Origin of the sequence: Streptomyces sp. NPDC058758, from assembly GCF_042746075.1 — a bacterium.
Lineage (GTDB): Bacteria > Actinomycetota > Actinomycetes > Streptomycetales > Streptomycetaceae > Streptomyces.
The window spans coordinates 122,846-146,530 of sequence record NZ_JBHYPS010000008.1 but is presented as its reverse complement, the minus strand read 5'-3'; the positions used below and the strand labels follow the sequence as shown (position 1 = coordinate 146,530).

The 23,685-nt window shown below is 73.8% G+C and carries 17 protein-coding genes and 3 tRNA genes; 10 read left to right on the top strand and 10 right to left on the bottom strand.

Features of this window, described 5'->3' with window-relative positions; all coding sequences use genetic code 11:
* The first annotated feature begins 1,267 nt into the window (after positions 1-1,267).
* From ACFW6A_RS13265 to ACFW6A_RS13250, 4 genes are all read left to right on the top strand, one after another.
* Positions 1,268-1,759, top strand: coding sequence for a hypothetical protein (locus ACFW6A_RS13265; RefSeq protein ID WP_351848037.1), 492 nt, complete (start codon positions 1,268-1,270; stop codon positions 1,757-1,759).
* Between the two features lie 246 nt (positions 1,760-2,005).
* Positions 2,006-3,415 carry an N-acetylmuramoyl-L-alanine amidase gene (locus ACFW6A_RS13260; protein WP_386640481.1) on the top strand — a complete coding sequence of 470 codons (1,410 nt, stop codon included), beginning with the start codon at positions 2,006-2,008 and terminating at the stop codon, positions 3,413-3,415.
* Positions 3,416-3,645: 230 nt separating this feature from the next.
* Positions 3,646-4,941 (top strand): non-hydrolyzing UDP-N-acetylglucosamine 2-epimerase, encoded by a 1,296-nt coding sequence (gene wecB, locus ACFW6A_RS13255; protein ID WP_351848031.1) that lies wholly within the window; start codon positions 3,646-3,648, stop codon positions 4,939-4,941.
* Positions 4,942-5,150: 209 nt separating this feature from the next.
* Positions 5,151-6,551: a glycosyltransferase family 2 protein gene (locus ACFW6A_RS13250; RefSeq protein ID WP_386477382.1), complete on the top strand. Its 1,401-nt coding sequence runs from the start codon at positions 5,151-5,153 to the stop codon at positions 6,549-6,551.
* An 8-nt stretch (positions 6,552-6,559) separates the two neighbouring features.
* Here the strand turns inward: ACFW6A_RS13250 and ACFW6A_RS13245 are convergent, their stop codons facing one another.
* The 4 genes from ACFW6A_RS13245 to ACFW6A_RS13230 all read right to left on the bottom strand — a co-directional run bounded on the left by ACFW6A_RS13245 (position 6,560) and on the right by ACFW6A_RS13230 (position 8,772).
* On the bottom strand, positions 6,560-8,092 hold the full coding sequence (locus tag ACFW6A_RS13245; protein WP_386477379.1) for a hypothetical protein: 1,533 nt from the start codon (positions 8,090-8,092) through the stop codon (positions 6,560-6,562).
* A 276-nt stretch (positions 8,093-8,368) separates the two neighbouring features.
* A tRNA-Ile gene (locus ACFW6A_RS13240) sits at positions 8,369-8,445 on the bottom strand.
* Between the two features lie 176 nt (positions 8,446-8,621).
* Positions 8,622-8,694, bottom strand: a tRNA-Asn gene (locus ACFW6A_RS13235).
* Between the two features lie 5 nt (positions 8,695-8,699).
* Positions 8,700-8,772, bottom strand: a tRNA-Asn gene (locus ACFW6A_RS13230).
* A gap of 146 nt (positions 8,773-8,918) precedes the next feature.
* Between ACFW6A_RS13230 and ACFW6A_RS13225 the strand changes: the two genes are divergently transcribed.
* From ACFW6A_RS13225 to ACFW6A_RS13210, 4 genes are all read left to right on the top strand, one after another.
* Positions 8,919-9,233, top strand: coding sequence for a YtxH domain-containing protein (locus ACFW6A_RS13225; protein WP_351848024.1), 315 nt, complete (start codon positions 8,919-8,921; stop codon positions 9,231-9,233).
* Positions 9,234-9,269: 36 nt separating this feature from the next.
* The gene (locus ACFW6A_RS13220; protein WP_386640478.1) at positions 9,270-10,706 is read left to right on the top strand and encodes an FGGY family carbohydrate kinase; all 1,437 of its coding nucleotides are present in this window, start codon (positions 9,270-9,272) and stop codon (positions 10,704-10,706) included.
* 100 nt (positions 10,707-10,806) lie between these two features.
* On the top strand, positions 10,807-12,540 hold the full coding sequence (locus ACFW6A_RS13215) for an ABC transporter ATP-binding protein (protein ID WP_386640475.1): 1,734 nt from the start codon (positions 10,807-10,809) through the stop codon (positions 12,538-12,540).
* A complete protein-coding gene (locus tag ACFW6A_RS13210; protein WP_351848016.1) occupies positions 12,540-14,468 on the top strand; it encodes an ABC transporter ATP-binding protein in 1,929 nt (642 codons plus the stop codon). The genes ACFW6A_RS13215 and ACFW6A_RS13210 overlap by 1 nt, the downstream gene beginning before the upstream one ends.
* Positions 14,469-14,557: 89 nt before the next feature.
* Here ACFW6A_RS13210 and ACFW6A_RS13205 read toward each other — a convergent pair whose 3' ends face one another.
* The 6 genes from ACFW6A_RS13205 to ACFW6A_RS13180 form a co-directional block, all read right to left on the bottom strand.
* Positions 14,558-15,652, bottom strand: a complete 1,095-nt coding sequence (locus ACFW6A_RS13205; RefSeq protein WP_386477373.1) for an RNA polymerase sigma factor — start codon at positions 15,650-15,652, stop codon at positions 14,558-14,560.
* A 64-nt stretch (positions 15,653-15,716) separates the two neighbouring features.
* The gene (gene dnaG / locus ACFW6A_RS13200; RefSeq protein ID WP_351848014.1) at positions 15,717-17,618 is read right to left on the bottom strand and encodes a DNA primase; all 1,902 of its coding nucleotides are present in this window, start codon (positions 17,616-17,618) and stop codon (positions 15,717-15,719) included.
* A gap of 29 nt (positions 17,619-17,647) precedes the next feature.
* The gene (locus ACFW6A_RS13195) at positions 17,648-18,907 is read right to left on the bottom strand and encodes an NAD(P)/FAD-dependent oxidoreductase (protein ID WP_386640472.1); all 1,260 of its coding nucleotides are present in this window, start codon (positions 18,905-18,907) and stop codon (positions 17,648-17,650) included.
* Between the two features lie 128 nt (positions 18,908-19,035).
* Positions 19,036-20,337, bottom strand: coding sequence for a deoxyguanosinetriphosphate triphosphohydrolase (locus tag ACFW6A_RS13190; protein ID WP_351848009.1), 1,302 nt, complete (start codon positions 20,335-20,337; stop codon positions 19,036-19,038).
* 35 nt (positions 20,338-20,372) lie between these two features.
* Positions 20,373-21,221 (bottom strand): CbiX/SirB N-terminal domain-containing protein, encoded by an 849-nt coding sequence (locus tag ACFW6A_RS13185; protein WP_386485525.1) that lies wholly within the window; start codon positions 21,219-21,221, stop codon positions 20,373-20,375.
* Between the two features lie 248 nt (positions 21,222-21,469).
* Complete coding sequence (locus ACFW6A_RS13180) at positions 21,470-22,192, bottom strand: hypothetical protein (protein WP_386640468.1); 723 nt, start codon at positions 22,190-22,192, stop codon at positions 21,470-21,472.
* 51 nt (positions 22,193-22,243) lie between these two features.
* Here ACFW6A_RS13180 and ACFW6A_RS13175 point away from each other — a divergent pair, with 51 nt between their 5' ends.
* Together ACFW6A_RS13175 and ACFW6A_RS13170 are read left to right on the top strand one after the other, a co-directional pair.
* The gene (locus ACFW6A_RS13175; RefSeq protein ID WP_386640465.1) at positions 22,244-22,966 is read left to right on the top strand and encodes an aquaporin; all 723 of its coding nucleotides are present in this window, start codon (positions 22,244-22,246) and stop codon (positions 22,964-22,966) included.
* A gap of 35 nt (positions 22,967-23,001) precedes the next feature.
* Positions 23,002-23,679 carry a vancomycin high temperature exclusion protein gene (locus ACFW6A_RS13170; protein ID WP_386485533.1) on the top strand — a complete coding sequence of 226 codons (678 nt, stop codon included), beginning with the start codon at positions 23,002-23,004 and terminating at the stop codon, positions 23,677-23,679.
* Positions 23,680-23,685: the final 6 nt, after the last annotated feature.

Below are 23,685 nucleotides of genomic sequence, written 5' to 3'. Positions count from 1 at the left end.
CGACCGGGTACTGGCGCTCCTTGGCCGCGAGCCACTTCGCGTCCGGCGTGACGGTCAGCTTCCAGCCCTTGCCGTCCGCGTCACGGCTCAGCTTCTGGGTGACCGCGGTGCTGTACGTGCCGCCGGTGACCGACTGCGGGTCCTTCCTGGCGTCCGTCATGTACGGAGCCGGGATCACCATGACCGGAGTGCCCGGGGCCTCGCCGAAGAAGGCGATCGAGCCGTCCTCGCGGGCCTTGGGCGTCAGGCCGCCCTCGGTGTCCAGGGTGAAGGTGAACGACACCGGTCCTGCCGGGCGTTCGGCCAGGACGATGTCCTCCTTCACCTGCCCGTTGCCGACCCGGTACGACAGGTCCGCGCCGGCGACGGCGTCCTTGTAGACGACCCGGTCGCCCTTCGCCTCCGGCGTGAGCGGACCGGCGCCGGACAGGCCGAACGTGATCGCCCCGCCGGTCTCCGCCTCGAAGCGCATGAACCTGCCGGCGTCGGAGCCGAACCAGCTCTTGCCGGTGTTCGTGGTGTTGGCGAAGTCGAAGCCCTTGTCCCGGGTGGCGCGCACGGCGGTCTCGACCGGCTTCCAGGAGGCACCGGACCTGTACGCGGTCGGCACCGCCGTCAGCTCGGCCTCGACGCGGCCGTCGGAGAGCTGCCAGTAGCGCGCCTGCGAGGTGCGCTTGTCCGTCAGCTCCTTGACCCGCTTCGCCTTCGGGAGCTTCTCCCCCTCGGGCAGCTTCTCCCGGCTGGGTATCTCCAGGGCCCCGCCGACGGGCGGGGGCGTCGTCCCGCCCTCGTCGTCGTCCTGGAACCAGCCCGCGATCGTGTCGAGGACACCGGGGCCGTCGTCCGAGGACGAGGACGGTTGGGCCGCGTAGGCGGCCTGGGGCAGCAGTGCGCCCGCCACCGCCGACACGACCAGACAGGAGACGAATCTCCTGTGTGGAAATTTCACCGCAATACCTTTCGGTACCGGCACCCCCGCATCGCCGTACGCGAAATGGGCATGCCGAACGAGCCGGAGCGGATGTTTCCGCCCGGCTTGGAGCAATGCGAACCGGCCGCGAGAAGCAGAAGAACGCGAAATCGCAGAGTCGCGGGGGGTTTTCTAACCAGCCGCGGGAAAGCAAGTCAACCCTGGCGACATTAGGGACAATCGAGTACTCGGAAGGAGTGCCGTTCGCCCGTTTCCTCCGCTCGCTCGCGGGTGGACTTCGGCATGGTGTATAACCGCCCGGTTCATCCACCCGTCCATCGAAAGCCGGGCCCTTTCATGCCGTCCAGTGAAATCACGGAGAACTCCGCGCAGCAGGAGAGCGAACACGCGGGCGGCGAGGGCCCGTCGGACCGGCGGGGGTGGGTGGCCGCCGGGATGGTCCTGCTCGCCTGCCTCGGACTGGTCGGCTACGGCGTGCTCGACGCCGAGGAGCGGCCGAAGCCGCGAGCCGTGCCCACGGCCGAGGTGACGTACGAGGTCACGGGGGTGGGGACGGCCGAAATCGCCTACCTCGCCCGCAGCGAGGACGGCACGGCCACGGTCGAGCGGGACGTCACGCTCCCCTGGCGGAAGTCGGTCCGGGCGCCTCTCGGCAAGGCCCCGACCGTCGCCGTCACCCTCGACGGAAAGGGCGGGCAGGCGGCCTGCACGCTGGCGGTCCGCGGCAGGCACGTCCAGCGCGCCACCGCCACGGGCGAGTTCGGGCGTGCCACGTGTTCCGGCGAGCCCCTTTCCGGCGCGCGTGTCTCCGCCGGCGACGCGGGGTGACCCGCCGGATTTCGCGAACCCCCTGTCCGGTTTGCGCACTCGGGTGCGCCGGAGTGGGCCCGTCGTGTATAACCGCCGAGCCGTGCGGCGGGAATTCGGGGTCCGCATTCCCTGAAGTCGAAGGGTGATTTCCGTGGAAGGTTCTCCGCATCCGCGCCGCCGCCCCGGTTTCCCGTCGCACCACGTGAAAATCCGTCGGCGACCGGCCGCGGCGGATACCGATCGGCTGCCTGCAAAGGATGGGAAATGAGCCCGAGAGGAGCCCGCGCCAGGCGGGCGAACGGCAAGAAGCACGTGACGTGGCTCGCGGCGGGAGTCGTCGTCCTGGGAGGCACGGCCGTGACCGCCGTCGCCGCCTCGGCGGGTGGCGAGGACGCCCGCCCCGGCGACGGGGCGCCACGGGCGAAGGCGCACGCGCTGCCGCTGGACGGCAAGGATCCGAAGAGGCGCGCGCTCCCGCGCACCGGGACGCAGGCGTTCTCGCTCGTCGGCGTCTCGTGGGAGGACAGCGGCGACAGCTTCGGGGGCACCGCTCAGATCCGTACCCGCGGGGCCGCCACCGGCGAGTGGAGCGCATGGCGCGACCTCGACTTCGAGGTACGGGCGCCGGAGTCCGCCGAGGGCGGGGAGCCGGGCGTGCGGGGCGCCTCGGAGCCGCTGTGGGTCGGCCCGTCGGACGGGGTCGAGGCGCGGGTCGTCGCGGACGACGGGGAAACCTCGGTACCCGACGCGCTGCGCCTCGACATGATCGACCCCGGCGAGACCGTCAGGGGCAACGGCAACGGCGGCGTCAAGGGGAGCGGAAAGGCGGGCGGAAAGGGCGGCACCGAGCCCACCGCCTCCCCCGACACCACGCGGACCACACCGGCCGGCCCCGCGCCGGAGCCTTCCACCACCCCGCCCGAGGCCGCCACCGGCGAAGCCTCCGCGGACCCGGCCCCCAGCACGGCGCCCCCGCAGGAGCCCACCGGCCCCGCGCCCACCACCGAGCCGAGCCGGTCCCCGGAACCCGGCACCACCACCCCGACCACCCCGACGGCCCCCACCGCCCCCACCATCGTCAGCCGCGCCGACTGGGGCGCGGACGAGTCGCTCGTCCAGGACCCGCCCTCGTACCTGAACAAGGTCGACGCCGTCTTCGTCCACCACACCGCCGGGACGAACGACTACGCCTGCGCCGACTCCCCGGCCGTCATCCGCGCGATCCTCGCCTACCACGTGCGGACGAACGGCTGGAACGACGTCGGCTACAACTTCTTCGTCGACAAGTGCGGCACGGTCTTCGAAGGACGCGCGGGTGGCGTGGACCGGCCCGTCCTCGGCGCGCACACCTACGGCTTCAACAGCTACTCCTCGGGCGTCTCCCTGCTCGGCGACTACGAGAACGGCGGCGTGCCGACGGCCGCGGCCCAGCGGGCCATCGCCGACCTCGCCGCCTGGAAGCTCGGTCTGCACGGCGTCGACCCGGAGGCGAAGGTGACGCTCACCGCCGCCGCCGACACCGGCGTGTGGACGAAGGGCCAGGCCGCCACGCTGCACACCGTCTCCGGGCACCGCGACGGCTACGCCACGCTCTGCCCCGGCGCGACCCTCTACTCCGCGCTCCCCGGAATCCGCGCGGCCGCGGGCGGCTCCCCGTACGCCACCGGAAACTGACGGGCACGACCACCCCGCGCCCACCGGCGGCCGGGACCCCGCACGGGGTCCCGGCCGCCGTCTCGTGACCGGGGGCGGCCGGTGGGTCAAACAGGTGGTTCGCGCGACGCGCCCGAGAGCGGAGCCCCGATTCAGCATTTTTTCCTATTTGATTCCGTTCCATCTCCAGGTCGGTCGCACGACCGAAGACCGGTAAGGAACGAGGTCCGTTGAGGCGTAGAGGAGCCGGCGTGGCCGTGGTGCTGGGCACCCGGCCCGAAGTGGTGAAGCTGGCCGGGGTCATCCGCGGGCTCGGCGCCGACGCACAGGTGGTGCACACGGGGCAGCACTACGACGACTCCCTGTCGGGCGGGATCTTCCGGGGCCTGGGACTGCCGGATCCGCAGGTGACGATCCGGCGGGTGGGCGGGCTGCCGCGCGTCGAGCAGATGGGCTCCATGATCGGCCGGCTGGGCCGGGCGTTCGAGACGGCGCGTCCCGCGGTCGTCGTGGTGCAGGGGGACACCAACTCCGCCTGCGCCGCGGCCCAGGCCGCCCACTACCTGGGCATCCAGGTGGTGCACGTGGAGGCGGGGCTCCGCTCGTACGACCGGAGCATGCCGGAGGAGATCAACCGCAGGCTCATCGGGGTGCTCGCCGACGTGCACTGCGCGCCCACCGCGGGCGCCGTGGCGCAGCTGCGCGCCGAAGGCGTCGAGCCGGACCGCATCCACCTCACCGGCAACACCGTGGTCGAGGCCGTCCTCGCTTCCCTGCCCGGCCCCGGCTCCCGGGCCGCCGTCCTGCGGGAGTACGGGCTGCGCCCCGGAGGTTTCGTCCTCGCCACCGTGCACCGGCCGGAGAACACCGACGATCCGGAGCGGCTCGGAGCGGTCCTCCGCGAGCTCACCGGGCTGGGGCTCCCCGTGCTGCTGCCGATCCACCCGCGCACCGCGGCGCGGGCGCGCCAGTACGGGCTGGGACCACTGCTGGCCGGCCTGCGGGTCGTCGAGCCGGTCGACCACGCCACCTTCCTCGCGCTGGCCCACGGGGCACGCCTGCTGGTCTCCGACTCCGGCGGCGTGCAGGAGGAGTGCACGGTGCTCAAGAGGCCCCTCGTCGTCGTCCGCAACAACACCGAACGCCCGGAGGCGATGGCCGACGGCTTCGCCGTGCTGGCCGCGCCCGGCCCGGACGTCGGCGTCCGTGCCCGCGCGATGCTGGCGGATCCCGGTCTGGCGGCCCGGCTCGCGGCCCGCCCCTCGCCCTTCGGCGACGGCCGGGCCAGCGACCGCATCGTCGCCCTCACCCGCACCCTCGCCGAGCGAGCGGTGCCCCGTACCCGCCGGGATTCAGAGCGTCCCGCAGTGGCGGCTCCCGGCGTCCGCCCCGCCACGCTGCCCTCGCCGGCCACCGTACCGGCCGGCCCGACTCCCGCTGGAGGAGACCCGTGTACCGACCACCCCACGCAGCCGGCATCGCCGGTGGCGGTGTCCTCGCCGCCACCGGAAGCAGCGGCGATGCCGCTCTCTTCCTCACCGTTCTGAGCGTCCTCGCCCTGGTCCTCGTCGCGGCCGGAGTCTGGATGGTCCGCGCGGCGAGGGACGGTGCGGCGGGCGCCTGACCGCCGCACGCCCGACCGACGTCCGGACGCGGGCCGACCCCGTCGGCCCGCGTCCCGCCGCGCGAGACCGCGGCCGAGACCGTGTCCGGAGCCGCCCCGCAGGGCGCGGCCTACCCAGGAGGAACCCAGGAGATGGGTGGTTCCCCGAGCGCCGTGGTCACCTCCACGACGACGCTCTTCCTCGTGCTCGCCGTGGTCTCCCTCGGCCATCTGGTGGCACTCGTCGTCCCGTTCCTCCGCGCCGGGCCGCGGCCGGCGGGCGACGCCTCACACTTCGACTGGCACGTCATCGTCCCCTGCCTGAACGAGGCCGCGGTCATCGGCGAGACCCTGACCCGGCTGCGCGGAGCCTTCCCCCACGCCCACCTGTGGATCGTGGACGACGCCTCCGACGACGACACCGCCGCCATCGTCACGCTGCACCGGGAGGGCGACCGCCGGATCCATCTCGTGTCCCGCGAACTGCCCCGCGCCCGTACGGGCAAGGGCGACGCCCTGAACGCCGCCTACCGCGCCGTGGCCGCCGCGCTTCCCGACGGCGTCGAGCCCGACCGCGTCGTGATCGGCGTCTTCGACGCCGACGGCGTCCCCGGGCCCGGCTGCCTGGACGTCGTCGCCTCCCCCCACCTCCTCGGCGACCCGTCCGTGGACGCGGTCCAGATCGAGGTGCGGATGCGCAACCGGGACGAGCGGCGTCCCCTCCCCGGCTCGGGCCCGTTCCGGAACCTGCTCGCCCGCACCCTGGTCCGGATGCAGGACATCGAGTTCCGCGCCGCCGTCCCGGCCCTCCAGGCCGGCCGCTCCTTCACCGGGACCGTGTCCCTGGGGGGCAACGGCCAGTTCGTGCGCCTCGGCGCGCTGCGCGCGCTGGACGACGCCCCCGAGCGGGGCGGCCCCTGGCGCAACTCGCTGCTCGACGACTACGAGCTCGCCCTGCACCTGGCGCTCGCGGGCCGCACCGTGGCCTTCACCCGCGACACCTGGGTCGAGCAGGAGGGGCTGTGGAGCGCGGGACGCCTGCTCGTCCAGCGGACCCGGTGGAGCCAGGGCACGATGCAGTGCGGCCGCCACCTGCGCACCGTGTGGCGGTCGCGGCGGCTCTCGCTCCCCGGCAGGCTGGAGATCGGCTACTCCCTCCTCCAGCCGTGGCTCCAGCTCCTCGTCAGCCTGGCCTGTCCCGCGCTGCTGGTCGTCGCCGCGAGTCACTGGGCCGGCCGGTCCGACGGGCCCCTGGCGGGCGGGGGGACGGCCCGGTGGGGCGTGCTGCTCGGCTATCTCCTGCTGGCGGTCGTCCAGTTCGGCATGTGGGGTCCGCTGTACCGGGCGAAGTGCGAGCCCGGCCGGGGGTTCTGGCGCAGCGTCGGCTGGGGCTTCGCCTACACGGCGTACGTGTGGTGCTACTCGCTCGCGACCTGGCGCGCTCTGGGCCGTCACCTGCGGGGGCAGGGGGCGTGGGCCAAGACCCGGCGCAACGCGGAGATCGCCCCGCCGCGCGCCCCCGCCGCCGCTCCGGACCACGCGCGGGCCGGCTGACCCGGGCCTCAGCCGGCGCCGGAGGCCGCGGCGCCCGCCGGAGCGGTGCGCTCCGCGCCGGCGCCGCGCTCCGGGGCGAGCCCGTCGGGGTCCGCGTCCAGGGCGGGCGGCGCACCGGCCCCGCTCCCCGTCCCGGCCGCCGACACCGCGACGGCCATGACCAGGGTGAGGCCGGCGGCCAGGACGGCGAACACCAGGTGCTTGGTGTTCTCGATCGCCTCGCCGTAGACCGCCGTCAGGAACTGCGTCCAGGTCAGCGCCGCCGCGCACGGCACCGTCGCCACGAAGGCACGGCGCCGGGGGTCGGCCGTGCGGCGCCACCACGGCACCGCCGCGGCGCCCAGCACGGTGACCAGCGCCAGCGTCAGCCCGCCGCCGAGGTCGCGCACCAGCGCGCCGAACAGGGCGAGGCGGGACTCCTGCGCACCCGGGGGGAGGCCGGCCTCCGGGGGGTAGGAGCCGAGGTAGTCCGGGCGGGCCGCACCGAAGTCGTCGAGGGCGTCGTACGCGACGCGGGCGGTCACCACCGGGTGGGTGACCAGGAAGGACGCGATGTTCCCGTACGTCATCCGGTCCTCGTACCGGGCCCAGCGCGGATCGCTCTGCGGCGGGTCCTCCGCCCACCAGCTCCTGCCCTCGTACCGTGCGAAGTCCGCAGGAAGCCCCAGGTCGGCAGCGGCCTCACGGGGGTCGTCGCTGCGGGGGAGGAGGCCGACGAAGACCGTCTCCGTGGGGTTGATCCGCCGGAACTGCCCGGGCTGCGCCGCGATCTCGCCGACGGCCGCGCCGACGATCACCACCGCGGCCAGCGCGGGGGCGATCCGGCCGCGCCATCCCGCCCGCCACCGGCCCACGGGGACGCGGGCGAGCGCGAGGAGGACGAGGAAGGGCACCGCCATGGTCGCCGACTGGGCCTTGGACGCCACCGCGACGACGGCCCCCGCCGTGCAGGCGAGGAGCCCCGCCACCCGCGCGGCCGGCGCTCCCCCGAGGTGGACCGCCCCCGCGAGGGCCCAGACCATCCCCGTCAGCCCGGCGAGCTCACCGTACGGGGAGGCCGCGTACCCGGCGAAGGTGCTGTCCGCGACCACGAGGAACAGCAGCGCGCACACCACGGACCTGCGCAGGACGCTTCCGCGGAGGGCGGCCGCGAAGAGCGCGAAGGCCCCCGCGATCAGCACGCAGAACAGCACCGCGAGCGCCCGCAGGTCGAGGACCCCGGGAAGGCCGAGCGGACCGCTCAGGACCTCCGCGGCGCGGAGCAGCCAGTTGCCGCTGCCGGGGTAGACCTGTGCGGGGTCGCAGCCGTCCCGGGGCGCGCGGGTGTACGTGAAGTGGGCGAACCTGAGCCACTGCTCCACGCCGGGCGGGACGAGCGTCACGGCGTCGAGGGAGCACATCCTGCGGAACCCGTCGCCGTTGTCGGCCATGCCGACCGGGGACGGCACGAACAGCCGCACCGCCATCAGTCCGCCCGCGGCGGCACCGGCGCAGAGGGCGAACCGGTGGCGGAGCCCGAGACGATCACGCGCTGTGGTCATGCGGACACTTCAACGGCCGCCGGGGCGGCCCGCAAGGACGACACCCCGGACCGGGAAAGTCGTACACGGCCGGGCCGGAGCCCCGCCGGGCCCGGTGCGGCCGGCCGCGGATCCGCGGGGGGGCGTCCGGGTGACCCGGGCGTGTCGGTCCGCCCTCGTCCGAACACCCTGTCCGAACATGGGGAAACCTGGGAGCGCCTTCTGCGCGCGAGGCGCGGCGGAATCGGTCTGCTCAGGCGAAATGCCTGGTCAGATCGATTCTGCCGCGCCTCGCAGTGGTGGGGCGGGTGGGACTCGAACCCACGGCCGACGGATTATGAGTCCGCTGCTCTAACCGGCTGAGCTACCGCCCCTGACGCCGACGCGCGTACAAGTGTGCGCGCCGTCCTGCCGCAGCATAGCCGCTCATACGATCTCCTGCTCCGGATGATCGGGACGATCCGTGCTGCTCGCCCATGAAGACCACGAGCGGGAACGGATGGTTCCCGGAAACGCGAAAGAGGACCCCTGAGGGTCCTCTTTCGCTCTGCTCCCCCGACTGGACTCGAACCAGTAACCCTCCGGTTAACAGCCGAATGCTCTGCCAATTGAGCTACAGGGGATCGCGCTCCCCCGACTGGACTCGAACCAGTAACCTGCCGGTTAACAGCCGGCTGCTCTGCCAATTGAGCTACAGGGGATTGCTGCGGTTGCACCGAACGGTCCTGCCCGGGGTCTCCCGGGCGGCGGGCGCTCGCTGCGAGACATACATTAGCGCAAGCAGGGGGGTGCTCCGCCAATCGGTATCCCGGGACATCCCCAGGACCCTCCAGGGAAGGATCGCAGCGTGCGGTACAAGCTGACGTTCGTCGCGGGTCTCGCGCTCGGCTACGTGATCGGTACGCGTGCGGGACGCGAGCGGTACGAGCAGATGAAGAAGACCGCCAAGGACTTCGCGCGGAACCCGGCGGTGCGCAACGCCGCCGAGTCCGCCGCGCAGACCGGCCGCCAGTACGCCGGCAAGGCGGCCCACGTCGTCGGCGACAAGGTGGGCGACCGGCTGCCCTCCTCCGTCACCGACCGGGTGTCCGCCCTGCGCGGCCGCGCCCACCCCAACGGGCGGATCGGCGAGGACGACGACTGGGGCACCAGCAACACCTGACCCGGAACCGCCCCGCGTGATGCAGAATCGGATGCCATGGGGATAGTCGCCGGACTCGACAGCTCTTCGGACGCCACGCGCATCGTGGTCTGTGACACGGACACCGGAGCCGTACTGCGGCAGGGGCACGCCCCGCATCCGGTGGACGCCAAGGCCACCGACGTCGACCCGCAGAGCTGGCTGCTCTCGCTCGGGGAGGCCGCGACCGGCGGGCTCCTCGAAGGCGTGGAGGCCATCGGCGTCTGCGCCCAGGCGCACGGCGTCGTCCCGCTCGACGACCGGGGCGGCCTGGTGCGCCCCGCGCTGGTCGGCAACGACAAGCGGGCCCAGGTCGCCGCCGCCGACCTCGTCGAGGCGCTCGGCGGGCGCGAGGCCTGGAGCGAGGCCGTCGGCGGCGTCCCCCAGTCCGGGCTCCCGGTCGCCAAGCTGCGCTGGCTGGCCCGTACGGAACCCGAACAGGCCCGGCGGATCGCCGCCGTCCTCCAGCCGCACGACTGGCTGGTCTGGCAGCTCCTCGGCCGCCCCGCCCGCCGCACCACCGACCGCGGCGCCGCCTCCGGCACCGGATACTGGTCCGCCCGCACCGGCGCCTACCGCCCCGACCTCGTCGAGCTGGCGCTCGGGCACCGGGTCGCGCTGCCCGAGGTGCTCGGCCCCGCCGAGCCCGCCGGCACCACCCCCGAGGGGCTGCTGATCTCGGCCGGCACCGGGGAGACCATGGCCGCCGCCTTCGGACTCGGCCTGGGCACCGGGGACGCCGTCGTCTCGCTCGGCGCCTCCGGCTCCGTCATGGCCGTCCATCACGAGGCGCCGGCCCCCGGCTCCGCGCTCACCTCCTACGCCGACGCCACCGGGATGCACCTGCCGGTCGTCTCCGTCGCCAACGCGGTCCGCACCCTGCGCGGCACCGCCGAACTGCTGGGCGCCGAGTCGCTGGACGAACTGTCCGCGCTGGCCCTGAAGTCCACCCCCGGCTCCTCCGGCCTCGTGCTCCTCCCCTACCTGGAGGGCGAGCGGGTCCCGCACCTGCCGCACGCCGCCGGCACCCTCACCGGGCTGCGCCGCGAGTCGATGAAGCCCGAGCACCTGGCGCGGGCCTCCTTCGAGGGCATGCTGTGCGGACTCGCCGACGCCCTGGACGTGCTGCGCGACCGCGGCGTCGAGGTGCGCCGGATCTTCCTGCTCGGCGCCGCGGCCGCGCTGCCCGCCGTGCAGGCCCTGGCGCCCGCGCTGTTCGGCGCCCGGGTCGTCGTCCCCCAGCCGGCCGACTACGCGGCGCTCGGCGCGGCCCGGCAGGCCGCCTGGGCGCTGGGCGTCGCCCGGGGCACCCTCGCGCCGTCCACTCCCCCGGCCTGGCAGGGGGCCGCCGCGCAGATCCTGGAGCCGGGCGACGAACTGCCGGTGGGCCGGTCGGTGCGGCAGCAGTACGCGGCGGCGCGGGAGCAGATCCACCCGGGAGCCCTGGGCGGCTGACGGCGACGCGCCGGACGGTTCGTAAAGACTTTCCCAGGGCTCGGCGGCCCGGACATAACTCGGTCGTAACGGTCCGGGCCCTCGGGCGATAGTGGGAACCGTGCTCATAAGACTTCTCCGAACCCACCTGCGGCCCTACCGAAAACCCATCGCGCTGCTCGTCCTGCTCCAGTTCCTGGCGACCTGCGCGAGCCTCTACCTGCCGACGCTGAACGCCGACATCATCGACGAGGGCGTCGTCAACGGCGACACCGGCTACATCCTGCGGTTCGGCGCGCTGATGATCGGCGTCTCCGTGGTGCAGGTGCTGTGCAACATCGGGGCCGTGTACTACGGCGCGCGGACCGCCTCGGCGGTCGGCCGCGACGTGCGCGGCGCCGTCTACGACCGGGTGCAGTCCTTCTCCGCGCGCGAACTCGGGCAGTTCGGCGCGCCCTCGCTCATCACCCGGACGACCAACGACGTCCAGCAGGTGCAGATGCTGGTCCTGATGGCGTTCACCCTGATGGTCTCCGCGCCCATCATGTGTGTCGGCGGCATCGTGATGGCCCTCGGCCAGGACGTGCCGCTCTCCGGCGTGCTGCTCGCGGTGGTGCCGGTGCTCGGCGTCTCGGTGTCGCTGATCGTGAAGCGGATGCGGCCCCTCTTCCGCACCATGCAGGAGCGGCTCGACACGGTGAACCGGGTGCTGCGCGAGCAGATCACCGGCAACCGGGTGATCCGCGCCTTCGTGAAGGACGGGTATGAGGAGGAGCGCTTCCGCGGCGCCAACGGCGAGCTGACCGACGTGTCGATGGCGACGGGCCGGCTGATGGCGCTGATGTTCCCCACCGTGATGACGGTCGTGAACGTCTCCAGCGTGGCCGTCGTCTGGTTCGGCGCGCACCGCATCGACAGCGGCGGGATGGAGATCGGCGCGCTGACCGCCTTCCTCGCCTATCTGATGCAGATCGTGATGGCGGTCATGATGGCCACCTTCATGTTCATGATGGTGCCGCGCGCCGAGGTCTGCGCCGAGCGGATCGAGGAGGTCCTGGGGACCTCGTCGAGCGTGGTGCCGCCGGCCGAGCCGGTGACGAGCCTCGACCGGCGCGGGCACCTGGAGGTCAGGGCGGCGGACTTCCGCTACCCGGGCGCCGAGGAGTCCGTGCTCCGGGACGTGGAGCTGGTGGCCCGGCCCGGGGAGACCACCGCGATCATCGGCTCGACCGGCTCCGGCAAGTCGACCCTGCTCGGGCTGGTGCCCCGGCTGTTCGACGTGACCGGCGGCGAGGTCCTCGTCGACGGGGTGGACGTGCGGAAGCTGGACCCGGCGCTGATGGCGCGGACGGTCGGGCTCGTCCCGCAGAAGCCGTACCTGTTCTCCGGGACGGTGGCGACGAACCTGCGGTACGGCAACCCGGACGCGACCGACGAGGAGCTGTGGCACGCCCTGGAGGTGGCGCAGGCGGCCGACTTCGTGCGGAAGCTGGAGCACGGTCTGGACGCCCCGGTCGCACAGGGCGGCACCAACGTGTCGGGCGGCCAGCGGCAGCGGCTCGCGATCGCGCGGACGCTGGTCCAGCGGCCGGAGATCTACCTCTTCGACGACTCGTTCTCCGCGCTCGACTACGAGACGGACGCCCGGCTGCGGGCGGCGCTCTCGGACGAGACCGCGGACGCGACCGTGGTGATCGTCGCCCAGCGGGTGTCGACCATCCGGGACGCCGACCGGATCGTGGTCCTCGACGAGGGCCGGGTCGTCGGCACCGGACGCCACCACGAGCTGATGGAGGCGAACGAGACGTACCGGGAGATCGTGCTCTCCCAGCTGACCGAGGCGGAGGCAGCCTGATGGCCGGTCCTGGTGGACGCATGATGGCCGGGGGCGCCCCGGGCGAGCGGTCGATGGACTTCAAGGGGTCCTCGAAGCGGCTGCTGCGGCAGCTGGCGCCGGAGCGCGCGGCGCTCTGGGTGATGCTGCTGGCCGGCGTCCTGTCGGTGGCGGGCGCGGTCGTCGGCCCCAAGATCCTCGGCAGGGCGACCGACCTGATCTTCGCGGGCGTGGTCGGACGGCAGATGCCCGAGGGCGTGACGAAGGCGCAGGCCCTGGAGAAGCTGCGGGCGGACGGCGACGGCGGGATGGCCGACATGCTGTCCGGGGTCGACTTCACGCCCGGGCGGGGGATCGACTTCGGCGCGGTCGGCGAGGTGCTGCTGCTCGCGCTGGCGGTGTACGTGGCGGCGGGCCTGCTGATGCTGGTCTCCACCCGGCTGTCGATCAAGGTGATCAACCGCACCGTGTACCGGATGCGGGAGGACGTCCAGACGAAGCTGTCGCGGCTGCCGCTGTCGTACTTCGACAAGGCGAAGCGCGGCGAGGTGCTGTCCCGGGCGACCAACGACATCGACAACATCTCGCAGACGCTCCAGCAGTCGATGGGCCAGCTCATCAACTCGCTGCTGACGATCGTCGGCGTGCTGGCGATGATGTTCTGGATCTCGCCGCTGCTCGCGCTCGTCGCCCTGGTGACGGTGCCGGTGTCGGTGGTGGTGGCGGCGAGGATCGGCAAGCGGTCGCAGCCGCACTTCGTGCAGCAGTGGAAGTCCACGGGCGCGCTCAACGCGCACGTGGAGGAGATGTACACCGGGCACACGCTGGTGAAGGTCTTCGGCCGGCAGGACGAGGCGGCGAAGGGCTTCCGGGAGCAGAACGAGGCGCTGTACGAGGCCGGTTTCAAGGCGCAGTTCAACAGCGGCATGATGCAGCCGGTGATGTTCTTCGTCTCGAACATCAACTACGTCCTGGTGGCCGTGGTCGGCGGTCTGCGGGTGGCGAGCGGCACGCTCTCCATCGGCGACGTGCAGGCCTTCATCCAGTACTCGCGCCAGTTCTCGATGCCGCTGACGCAGGTGGCGTCGATGGCGAACCTGGTGCAGTCGGGCGTGGCCTCGGCGGAGCGGATCTTCGAGCTGCTGGACGCCGAGGAGCAGGAGCCGGACGCGCCGGTGTCGGAGCGGGAGCGGGACTTCAAGGGCAAGGTGGCCCTGGAGCACGTGTCCTTCCGCTACGAGGCCGACAAGCCGCTCATCGAGGACCTGTCGCTCACCGTGGAGCCGGGCCAGACGGTCGCGATCGTCGGCCCGACGGGCGCCGGCAAGACGACCCTCGTCAACCTCCTCATGCGGTTCTACGAGGTGACGGGCGGGCGGATCACGCTGGACGGGACGGACATCGCGTCGATGTCCCGGGAGGAGCTGCGGGCCGGGATCGGCATGGTCCTCCAGGACACCTGGCTGTTCGGCGGGACGATCGCGGACAACATCGCGTACGGCGCCACCCGCGAGGTGACCCGGGCGGAGGTCGAGGAGGCCGCGCGGGCGGCCCACGCCGACCGCTTCGTCCGCACCCTGCCGGACGGCTACGACACGGTCGTGGACGACGAGGGGGCGGGGGTCAGCGCGGGCGAGAAGCAGCTGATCACCATCGCCCGGGCGTTCCTGTCGGACCCGGTGATCCTCGTCCTCGACGAGGCGACGAGTTCGGTGGACACCCGGACCGAGGTGCTGATCCAGAAGGCGATGGCCCGGCTCGCGCAGGGCCGGACCTCCTTCGTGATCGCGCACCGGCTCTCCACCATCCGGGACGCGGACGTGATCCTGGTGATGGAGAACGGCTCGATCGTGGAGCAGGGCACGCACGAGGAGCTGCTGGTCGCGGGCGGGGCCTACGCCCGGCTGTACGCGGCGCAGTTCGCGGAGGCGGTCGCCGAGGTCGACTGACCGGGGCGCGCGTGCGGAGGGCCCGTGCCGGGTGCGGCGCGGGCCCTTCGCGCGTCGCCGGCGGGACGGACCGGTCCGAAGGACACGGTCTAGTCGAGGTAGCCGCGGAGCTGGTCGGCGTAGGTGTGGTCGCGGAGTTTGCCGAGGGTCTTGGACTCGATCTGGCGGATCCGCTCGCGGGTGACGCCGAAGATGCGGCCTATCTCCTCCAGGGTGCGGGGGCGGCCGTCGTCGAGGCCGTAGCGGAGCTGGACGACCTTGCGCTCGCGCTCGCCGAGGGTGGACAGGACGTCCTCCAGGTGGCGGCGGAGCAGCAGGAAGGCGGCGGACTCGACGGGCGAGGCGGCGTCGCCGTCCTCGATGAGGTCGCCGAGGTCGACGTCCTCCTCCTCGCCGACGGGGGTGTGCAGGGAGACGGGTTCCTGGGCGAGCCGGAGGACCTCGACGACCCGCTCGGGGGTGAGGTCGAGGTGGGCGGCGACCTCCTCGGCGGTGGGCTGCCGGCCGTGTTCCTGGAGCAGGTGGCGCTGGACGCGGATGACCCGGTTGATGAGCTCGACGACGTGGACGGGGACGCGGATGGTGCGGGCCTGGTCGGCGAGGGCCCGGGACATCGCCTGCCGGATCCACCAGGTGGCGTAGGTGGAGAACTTGTAGCCGCGGGCGTAGTCGAACTTCTCGACGGCCCGGATGAGGCCGAGGTTGCCCTCCTGGACGAGGTCGAGCATGGTCAGGCCGCGGCCGACGTACCGCTTGGCGACGGAGACGACGAGCCGCAGGTTGGCCTCGATCAGCTTCCGCTTGGCGATCCGGCCGAGGACGACGAGCCGGTCGAGGTCGTACGCGAGCTGCGAGTCGAGGTCGGGGGTGCGGGCCAGTTTCTCCTCGGCGAAGAGGCCGGCCTCCACGCGGCGGGCCAGCTCGACCTCCTCCTCCGCGGTGAGGAGGGGGATCCGGCCGATCTCGCGGAGGTACTGGCGGAAGAGGTCGGCGGAGGGGCCGTTGCCGCCGGGGTCGGCGGTGCGGCGCCGCTGGGCCGGGACCTCGGGGAGTTCGGGGACCTCCGGGAGTCCGGGGAGTTCGTCCTGGTCGTCCGGGTCGGTGGTCTGGATCTCGGTCTGCACGGCGGGCGACCTCCAGGAGGGGCGGAACGGCTCCGTCACCCAGTGTGGGGTACGACACATCGCCGCCACGAGGGGCGTGCGGTGACTTTTTGGGTGCGCGCGGTGACCGTCCGTGGGCCGGGGGTCAGAGGGCGGCGGCGCCGTGGTTGCGGAGGGACTGGCCGTACTGGGTGAGGACCCACAGCTCGTTCTGCACGGCGGCGAGCCTTTCGGCGTCGCCGTGGGCGCCGAGCCGGGCGAGGGTGCCCTGGACGTCGCGGATGCGGCGGTCGACGGCGCGGAGGCGGACCTGGACCAGCTGGGCGCCCGCGTACACCTCGTCGACGGTCTTGGCGAAGACCGTCTCGACGGCGAGTTCGGTGACGAGGGCGCGGACGGCGTCGTCGGGCGCGGCCTCGCGGACGGCGTCGAGGTAGTCGGCGGGGGCCCCGTCGGCGCCGCCGGCGTCCTGGATGCACTGGCGGACGGCGGCGTAGGGCGGGGCGGTGAACTCGTCGGTGCCGTAGGCGTCGAAGGCCGGGGAGACGAGGGCCGGGTACTGGAGGGCGAGCTTGAGGAGTTCGCGCTCGGTGCGGTGGGCGGGGCTGCGCAGGTTGAGCGCGGGCCCGGCGGGGCCGCGGGGGGCCTGGACCTCGCCGTACGAGCGCTGCTGCCGGCCGTCGCCGCGCGGCGGGCCGCCCTGCTCCTTGCCGCCGCCCCGCTGCCAGCGGGCGATCTGGGCGACCCGGCGGACGACGAACTGGGTGTCGAGGATGCCGACGAGCCCGGCGAGCTGGACGGCGACCTCGTGCTGGGAGGCCACGTTCTTGATCTTGGCGACGACGGGGGCGGCCTCGTCGAGGGCGGCGGCCCGCCCCGCCGGGGTGTCCAGGTCGTAGCGGTTCACGATCTGGCGGAGGGCGAACTCGAAGAGCGGGGTGCGGGGCTCGACCAGGTCGACGACGGCGTCGTCGCCCTTGGCGAGGCGCAGTTCGCAGGGGTCCATGCCGTCGGGGGCGATGGCGATGTACGTCTCGGCGGCGAACTTCTGGTCGTCCTCGAAGGCGCGCAGGGCGGCCTTCTGACCGGCGGCGTCGCCGTCGAAGGTGAAGATGACGCGGGCCGAGCCGTTGTCCATGAGGAGCCGGCGGAGGATCTTGATGTGCTCGCCGCCGAAGGCGGTGCCGCAGGTGGCGATGGCGGTGGTGACGCCGGCCAGGTGGCAGGCCATGACGTCGGTGTAGCCCTCGACGACGACGGCCCGGCTGGTCTTGGCGATCTCCTTCTTGGCGAGGTCTACGCCGTAGAGCACCTGGGACTTCTTGTAGACCGGGGTCTCGGGGGTGTTGAGGTACTTGGGGCCGTTGTCGTCCTCGCGCAGGCGGCGGGCGCCGAAGCCGACGATCTCGCCGCCGACGTCCCGGATGGGCCACATGAGGCGGCCGCGGAAGCGGTCGATGGGGCCGCGGCGGCCCTCCTGGGAGAGGCCGGAGACGATCAGTTCCCGGTCGGAGAAGCCCTTGCCGCGCAGGAAGCGGGTGAGGTGGTCCCAGCCGGCCGGGGAGTAGCCGACGCCGAAGTGGTCGGCGGCGGCCTGGTCGAAGCCGCGCTCGGCGAGGAACTTGCGGCCGATCTCCGCCTCGGGGGAGGCGAGTTGGGCGACGTAGAAGTCGGCGGCGATCTTGTGGGCCTCGATCAGGCGGATGCGCTCGCCGCGCTGGTGGCCGGGGTTGTAGCCGCCCTCTTCGTAACGCAGGGTAATGCCCGCCTTGGCGGCGAGGCGCTCGACCGTCTCCGAGAAGGAGAGGTGGTCGATCTTCATCACGAAGGCGATGGTGTCGCCGCCCTCCTGGCAGCCGAAGCAGTGGAACAGACCCTTGCTGGGGCTGACCTGGAAGGAGGGCGACTTCTCGTCGTGGAAGGGGCAGAGTCCCTTGAGGTTCCCGCCGCCGGCGTTGCGGAGCTGGAGGTACTCGGACACCACGGAGTCGATCGGGACCGCGTCCCGGACCGCCTTCACGTCGTCATCGTTGATCCTGCCTGCCACGCGTAGAGTCTACGGCTCGCCCGTGCGTGTCAGAGCAGGCTCCCCAGGGGGACGGAGGGGTCGCAGAGGGCGTCCGGGTCCACGGCGGCACGGGAACGGATGAGCTTCTGGATCGGCTCTGTGACGTCCCACACGTTCACGTTCATGCCGGCGATCACCCGGCCCTCGTGCAGCCAGAAGGCGATGAACTCGCGCTTGCCGGTGTCGCCGCGGACCACGACCTGGTCGTAGGAGCCGGGCGGGGCCCAGCCGGAGTACTCCATGCCGAGGTCGTACTGGTCGGTGAAGAAGTACGGGACCCGGTCGTAGGAGACGTCCTGGCCGAGCATGGCGCGGGCGGCGGCGGGGCCGCCGTTGAGGGCGTTGGCCCAGTGCTCGACGCGGATGCGGTGGTGGAGGGCGGGGTGCTCGAAGGCGGCGACGTCGCCGGCGGCGTAGATGTCGGGGTCGGTGGTGCGCAGGGAGGAGTCGACGGCGATGCCGCCGCCGTCGGCGCGGTCGACGAGGGCGAGGCCGGCGTTCTCGGCGAGGACGGCGCGGGGGGCGGCGCCGATGGCGATGAGGACGGCGTGGGCGGGGTGCTCCTCGCCGTCGTCGGTGCGGACGGCGAGGACCATGCCGTCCTGGCCGGTGATCTCGGTGATGCGGGCGCCGAAGTGGAAGCGGACGCCGTGCTCGGTGTGGAGGTCGGCGAAGAGCTGGCCCAGCTCGGGGCCGAGGACGCGGTGGAGCGGGGTGGGGTCGGCCTCGACGACGGTGACCTCGGCGCCGTAGGTGCGGGCGGCGGCGGCGACCTCCAGGCCGATCCAGCCGGCGCCGGCGATGACCAGGTGGCCGTTGTCCCGGCCGAGGGCCTTCAGCTCGTCGCGGAGCCGCTCGGAGTGGGAGAGCCGGCGCAGGTGGTGGACGCCGGCGAGGCCGGTGCCGGGGATGTCGAGGCGGCGCGGCTCGGAGCCGGTGGCGAGGAGCAGCTTGTCGTAGCGGATGACGGTGCCGTCGCCGAGGCGGACGGTGTGGGCGTCCCGGTCGACGGCGGTGACGGTCTGGCCGAGGTGCAGCTCGACGTCGTGGGCGGCGTACCAGGCGGGTTCGTGGACGAGGGCGGAGTCGCGGTCCTTCTTGCCGAGGAGGTAGCCCTTGGAGAGCGGCGGGCGTTCGTAGGGGTGGTCGCGTTCGTCGCCGATGAGGATCACCCGGCCGTTGAAGCCCTCCGCGCGGAGCGTCTCCGCCGCTTTGGCGCCGGCCAGGCCCCCGCCGACGATGACAAAGGTCTGATCTGCGTCGACCACGTTGATTCCTCCTCGTTGCGACCGTTTCTCTACGCTACGCCCCCGGGCCCGGCCCGGGTGGCACCGCCCCGGGACGTGCATGCGAGGGTCCCGCACGGTGGCGGAAGGCGAAAGGGGGCCGACGGGCCCTACGCCCCGGGGGTGCGGAGGCGGGCGTGGAGGGCGCGGGCGGAGGCGTCGGTGAGGGAGGCGATCTGGTCGACGATCACCCGCTTGCGGGAACGGTCGTCGGGCGCGGCGGCGAAGAGGGCGCGGAACTGCGGTTCGAGGCCGTCGGGGGCGCGGGCGACGAGCGCCTCGGCGAGTTCGGCGACGACGATGCGCTGGTCGGCGCGGAGCGCCTCCTGTTCGGCGCGCTGCATCACGTACCGGTCGGCGACGGCCTTGAGGACGGCGCACTCGTTGCGGGTGGGGCGGGGGACGACGAGCTCGGCGCCGTAGCGGGTGAGGCGGCCGGAGCCGTACGCCTGGCGGGTGGCGCCCTCGGCGGCGAGGCAGAAGCGGCCGATGAGCTGGCTGGTGGCGTCCTTGAGGCGGGCCTGGGCGACGGCGGAGCCGTCGTAGCCGTGCGGCCACCAGTCCTGGTCGAGGAGGCGGTCGAGGGCTTCGGCGAGTTCGGCGGGGTCGGTGTCCTCGGGGACGTAGCGGCCGATGGCGACGGCGAAGACGTCGGCGCGCTCGGGCTCGGCGTGGAGGAGGTTGGGGTCGATGTGGCCGGCGTGCAGGCCGTCCTCGAAGTCGTGGACGGAGTAGGCGACGTCGTCGGACCAGTCCATGACCTCGGCCTCGAAGCACTTGCGCTGCTCGGGGGCGCCGCGCCGGACCCAGTCGAAGACGGGCAGGTCGTCCTCGTACACGCCGAACTTGGCGGAGCCGGGGTCGGTGGGGTGGCCGCCGCGCGGCCAGGGGTACTTGGTGGCGGCGTCGAGGGCGGCGCGGGTGAGGTTGAGGCCGACGGGGACGGGCTCGCCGTCGGGGCCGGGGACGAAGCGCTTGGGCTCGATGCGGGTGAGGAGGCGGAGCGACTGGGCGTTGCCCTCGAAGCCGCCGCAGTCCTTGGCGACGTCGTTGAGCGCCTGCTCGCCGTTGTGCCCGAAGGGCGGGTGGCCCATGTCGTGGGAGAGGCAGGCGGCTTCGACGAGGTCGGGGTCGCAGCCGAGGGCGGCGCCGAGCTCGCGGCCGACCTGGGCGCATTCGAGGGAGTGGGTGAGCCGGGTGCGGGGGCTGGCGTCCCAGGCGTACCCCCGGGTGCCGGGGGTGACGACCTGGGTCTTCCCGGCGAGCCTGCGCAGGGCGGCGGAGTGGAGCACGCGGGCGCGGTCGCGCTGGAAGGCGGTCCGGCCGGGCCGCTTGTCGGGCTCGGCCGCCCAGCGCTCGGTGGCGGTCGGGTCGTACCCGGGGGTCTCGCTGGTGCCGTCGTAGCCTGCCATGCCTCGACGGTAACCGGAGGGGCCGACAAAAGGGTTCAGATGGCCGCGAGTTCCCGCGCGGGGGTGGCGGGGCGGCCGGCGCGGGCCCGGGCGGCACCGTCGTAGCGATGCAGCACGAGGCGGGCGAGGGCGGGGTGGGCGCCGAGCGGGTCGGCGGCGATCCAGGGGGCGTGGGCGGCGGCGCGGGCGGCGAAGAGGCCGGGGGCGGTGAAGCAGGAGGCGACGGCGATCCGGTGGCGGCCCCGGGCGGTGAGCGCGGCGACGGCCTCGGGGACGGTGGGGGCGGCGGCGGAGGCGTAGGCGGCGAGCACGGGGGTCCCGCCGAGGCGGTCGCCGAGGGCGGCGGCGGTCCGGCGCAGGACGGCGGCGGAGCGGGGGTCGCGGGAGCCGGCGGAGGCGAGGACGACGCCGGTGGCGCGGGAGGCGGAGTCGGCGGGGGTCCAGCCGGCCTCGGCGAGCCGGTCGGCGAGGGCCTCGACGAGCAGCGGGTGCGGGCCGAGGGGCGCCGCCACGCGGGCCCGGAGGTCCGGGAGGGCGGCGAGGGCGGCGGGCAGGTCGTGGGTGACGTGGTGCCCGGGGGCGAACAGGAGCGGGACGAGGACGGCCTCGCGGCCCTCGGCGGCGAGGGCCGCGAGGGCGGCGTCGAGGAGCGGCGCGTTCAGCTCGACGTGGGCGAGGCGGACGTCGAGTCCGGGGCGCAGCTCGCGGACCCGGTCGAGGAGCCGGGCGAGGGCGGCACGCGCGCGCGGGTCGCGGCTGCCGTGTCCGACGGCGACGAGGACGGGCGCGGGGGCGGGTACGGGGTCGGAGTCGGGTACGGGGTCGGGCGCGGGGGCGAGGACGGGGGCGGGGCGGTGGCTGGGGAGCTGCGTGAACGGCTGCATGGGCGGGATACCTCCTGCTCGGTCTTCCCCGCCGGGGCGTCGTACGGACGCACCCCGCGGAGTTGGAGTCCGAGCTGGTCCACGATCCGCCCCAGCAGGGCGGCGGCGTCCGCGAACGTGCTGTCCGGCTCCGTCATGGACCGATCCTGGCGCCGGCACGTTGCCTCCCCGTTGCGCGGCGGTCACGGCTCTTTTCCACGACCGCACGGGGGTGTTTCGCCGGGCTCACGCGCGCGTGGGGGCGTCCGTCAGGCGGCGAGCCAGACGCGGAGGGGGCCGAGTTCCGCGAAGCCGGCGGCGAGGGCGGCGGTCAGGTCGTCGCCGGACTCGTAGCCGACGACGGGGAGGGCGGGGTCGGCGGCGGCGAGGGCGGCGGCCCAGACGGCGGCCGGGTCGGTGCCGTCGGCGGCGAAGAGGTTGGAGACGCCGGTGGCGCCCCCGCCGGCGGAGAGGACGGCTCCGCCGAGGATCCGCCCGTCGGGCCCGGGGAGGGCGACGACCGTGACGGCCGGGTCGTCGAGGAGGGCCGGGCGGAAGAGGGCGGCCTCGTCCGCGTCGCCGCCGCTCCAGGCGTCGGCCCAGGCGGCGAGCGCGTCGGGGGTGCCGACGCGGGTCCAGGGGGCGGCGGGGGCGGCCGGGGGTCCGGCCGGGCGGCCGATCCAGGTGGCGTCGAAGAGCGGCCGGAAGCCGTGGGGCGCGAGGTCGAGGCGGGCGTAGGAGTCCTTGACGGAGGCGCCGGGCGCGGTCAGGTCGATGCCCGTGACGACGTCGGCGGCGGTCGCGTCCCCGGCGAGGGAGACGGCGTCGGGGTAGTAGAGCGGGGTGCGGCGGGGGCTGGTCCAGGCGCGGGGGCCGAAGGCGCCGGCGAGGCCGTGGGCCCGGCACATGGAGCCGCACCACTCGGCGTTGTTCCGCACGACGGCGGTCAGCAGTTCGTCGTTGATCACCGCCGGATCGTACGGAACGTTCACCCCTTCCCTCCCCCCTTTTTTCCTTCCGAATCACGGAATATCTTTTCCATTATGAGAATGCCCCCCGCGTCGCTCCCCCGGCGCGTCACCGCCGAGTTCACCGGCACCGCCGCCCTCGTCGCCGTGATCGTCGGCTCCGGCATCCGCGCCGACTCCCTCAGCCAGGACATCGGGGTCCGGCTGATCGCCAACGCCGCCGCCTCCGCGATCGGCCTCGGCCTGCTGATCGCGCTCCTCGGGCCGCTCTCCGGCGCCCACTTCAACCCCGTCGTCACCCTCTCCGAGTGGTGGGACCGCCGCCGCGAGCAGGACGGCCGCGAGGTCCTCGCCTACGTCGCCGCCCAGGTGGCCGGCGCCCTCACGGGCGCGCTGCTCGCCGAGGCGATGTTCGGCCGGGCGCCCGGCTCCTGGTCCACCGAGCCGCGCGCCGCGCTCCACCTGCTGCTCGGCGAGGCGGTCGCCACCGCCGGGCTCGTCCTCGTCGTCCGGGGCCTGCGGCACATCGGGCGCCCCCAGCTGGCCCCGGTCGCGGTCGCCGGCTACATCGGCGCGGCGATCTGGTTCACCTCCTCCGGCTCCTTCGCCAACCCGGCGGCCACCGCGGGCCGCTCCCTCACCGACTCCTTCACCGGCATCGCCCCCGCCTCGGTGCCCGCCTACGCCGCCGCCCAGCTCCTCGGGATGCTGCTCGGGATGGGCCTGGCGGGTGTGCTGTACGGCACGGACGGCGCCCCGGCAGAACCCCGGAAGGCCCCCGCGCGTCGAACGGGGTGACAACAGCCCGTCCCCCACCCCTGGAGGCACCGCCGATGCAGGTCCGGCTCCCCCGCACCGTCCGGGCCCGCCGCCGCACCGTCCAGGCCGTGATGGCGGCCGCCGTCCTGGCGCTCGCCCCCGCGACCTGGATGCACACCGCGGCCGCGGGAAAGCTCCGGACCACCGCCGACGTCCCCGCCCAGGACGTCGCCGTGGTCTTCGGCGCCGGCCTCTGGAACGGGCGGCCCACGCCGTACCTCGCGCACCGGCTCGACACGGCCGCCGAGCTGTACCGCACCGGCAAGGTGAAGGTCCTCCTCGTCACCGGCGACAACAGCCGGACCGAGTACGACGAGCCGGGCGCCATGCGCGCCTACCTCGCCGCCCGCGGCGTGCCCGACTCCCGGGTGGTCAGCGACCACGCCGGCTTCGACACCTGGGACAGCTGCGTCCGGGCCCGCGAGGTCTTCGGCGTCGGCCGCGCCGTCCTCGTCACCCAGGACTTCCACGTCAAGCGGGCCGTCGCCCTGTGCGAGCGGGCCGGGGTGGCCTCGTACGGCGTCGGGGTGGCCGAACCGCACGACGCCACCTGGTACTACGGCACCACCCGCGAGCTCGCCGCCGCCGGGAAGGCCGCCCTCGACGCCGCCGTCCGCCCCGACCCGCACTTCCTCGGCCCGCGCGAGACCGGCGTCGCCGACGCCCTCGCCTCACCCTCCGCGCGCCGCTGACCTGAG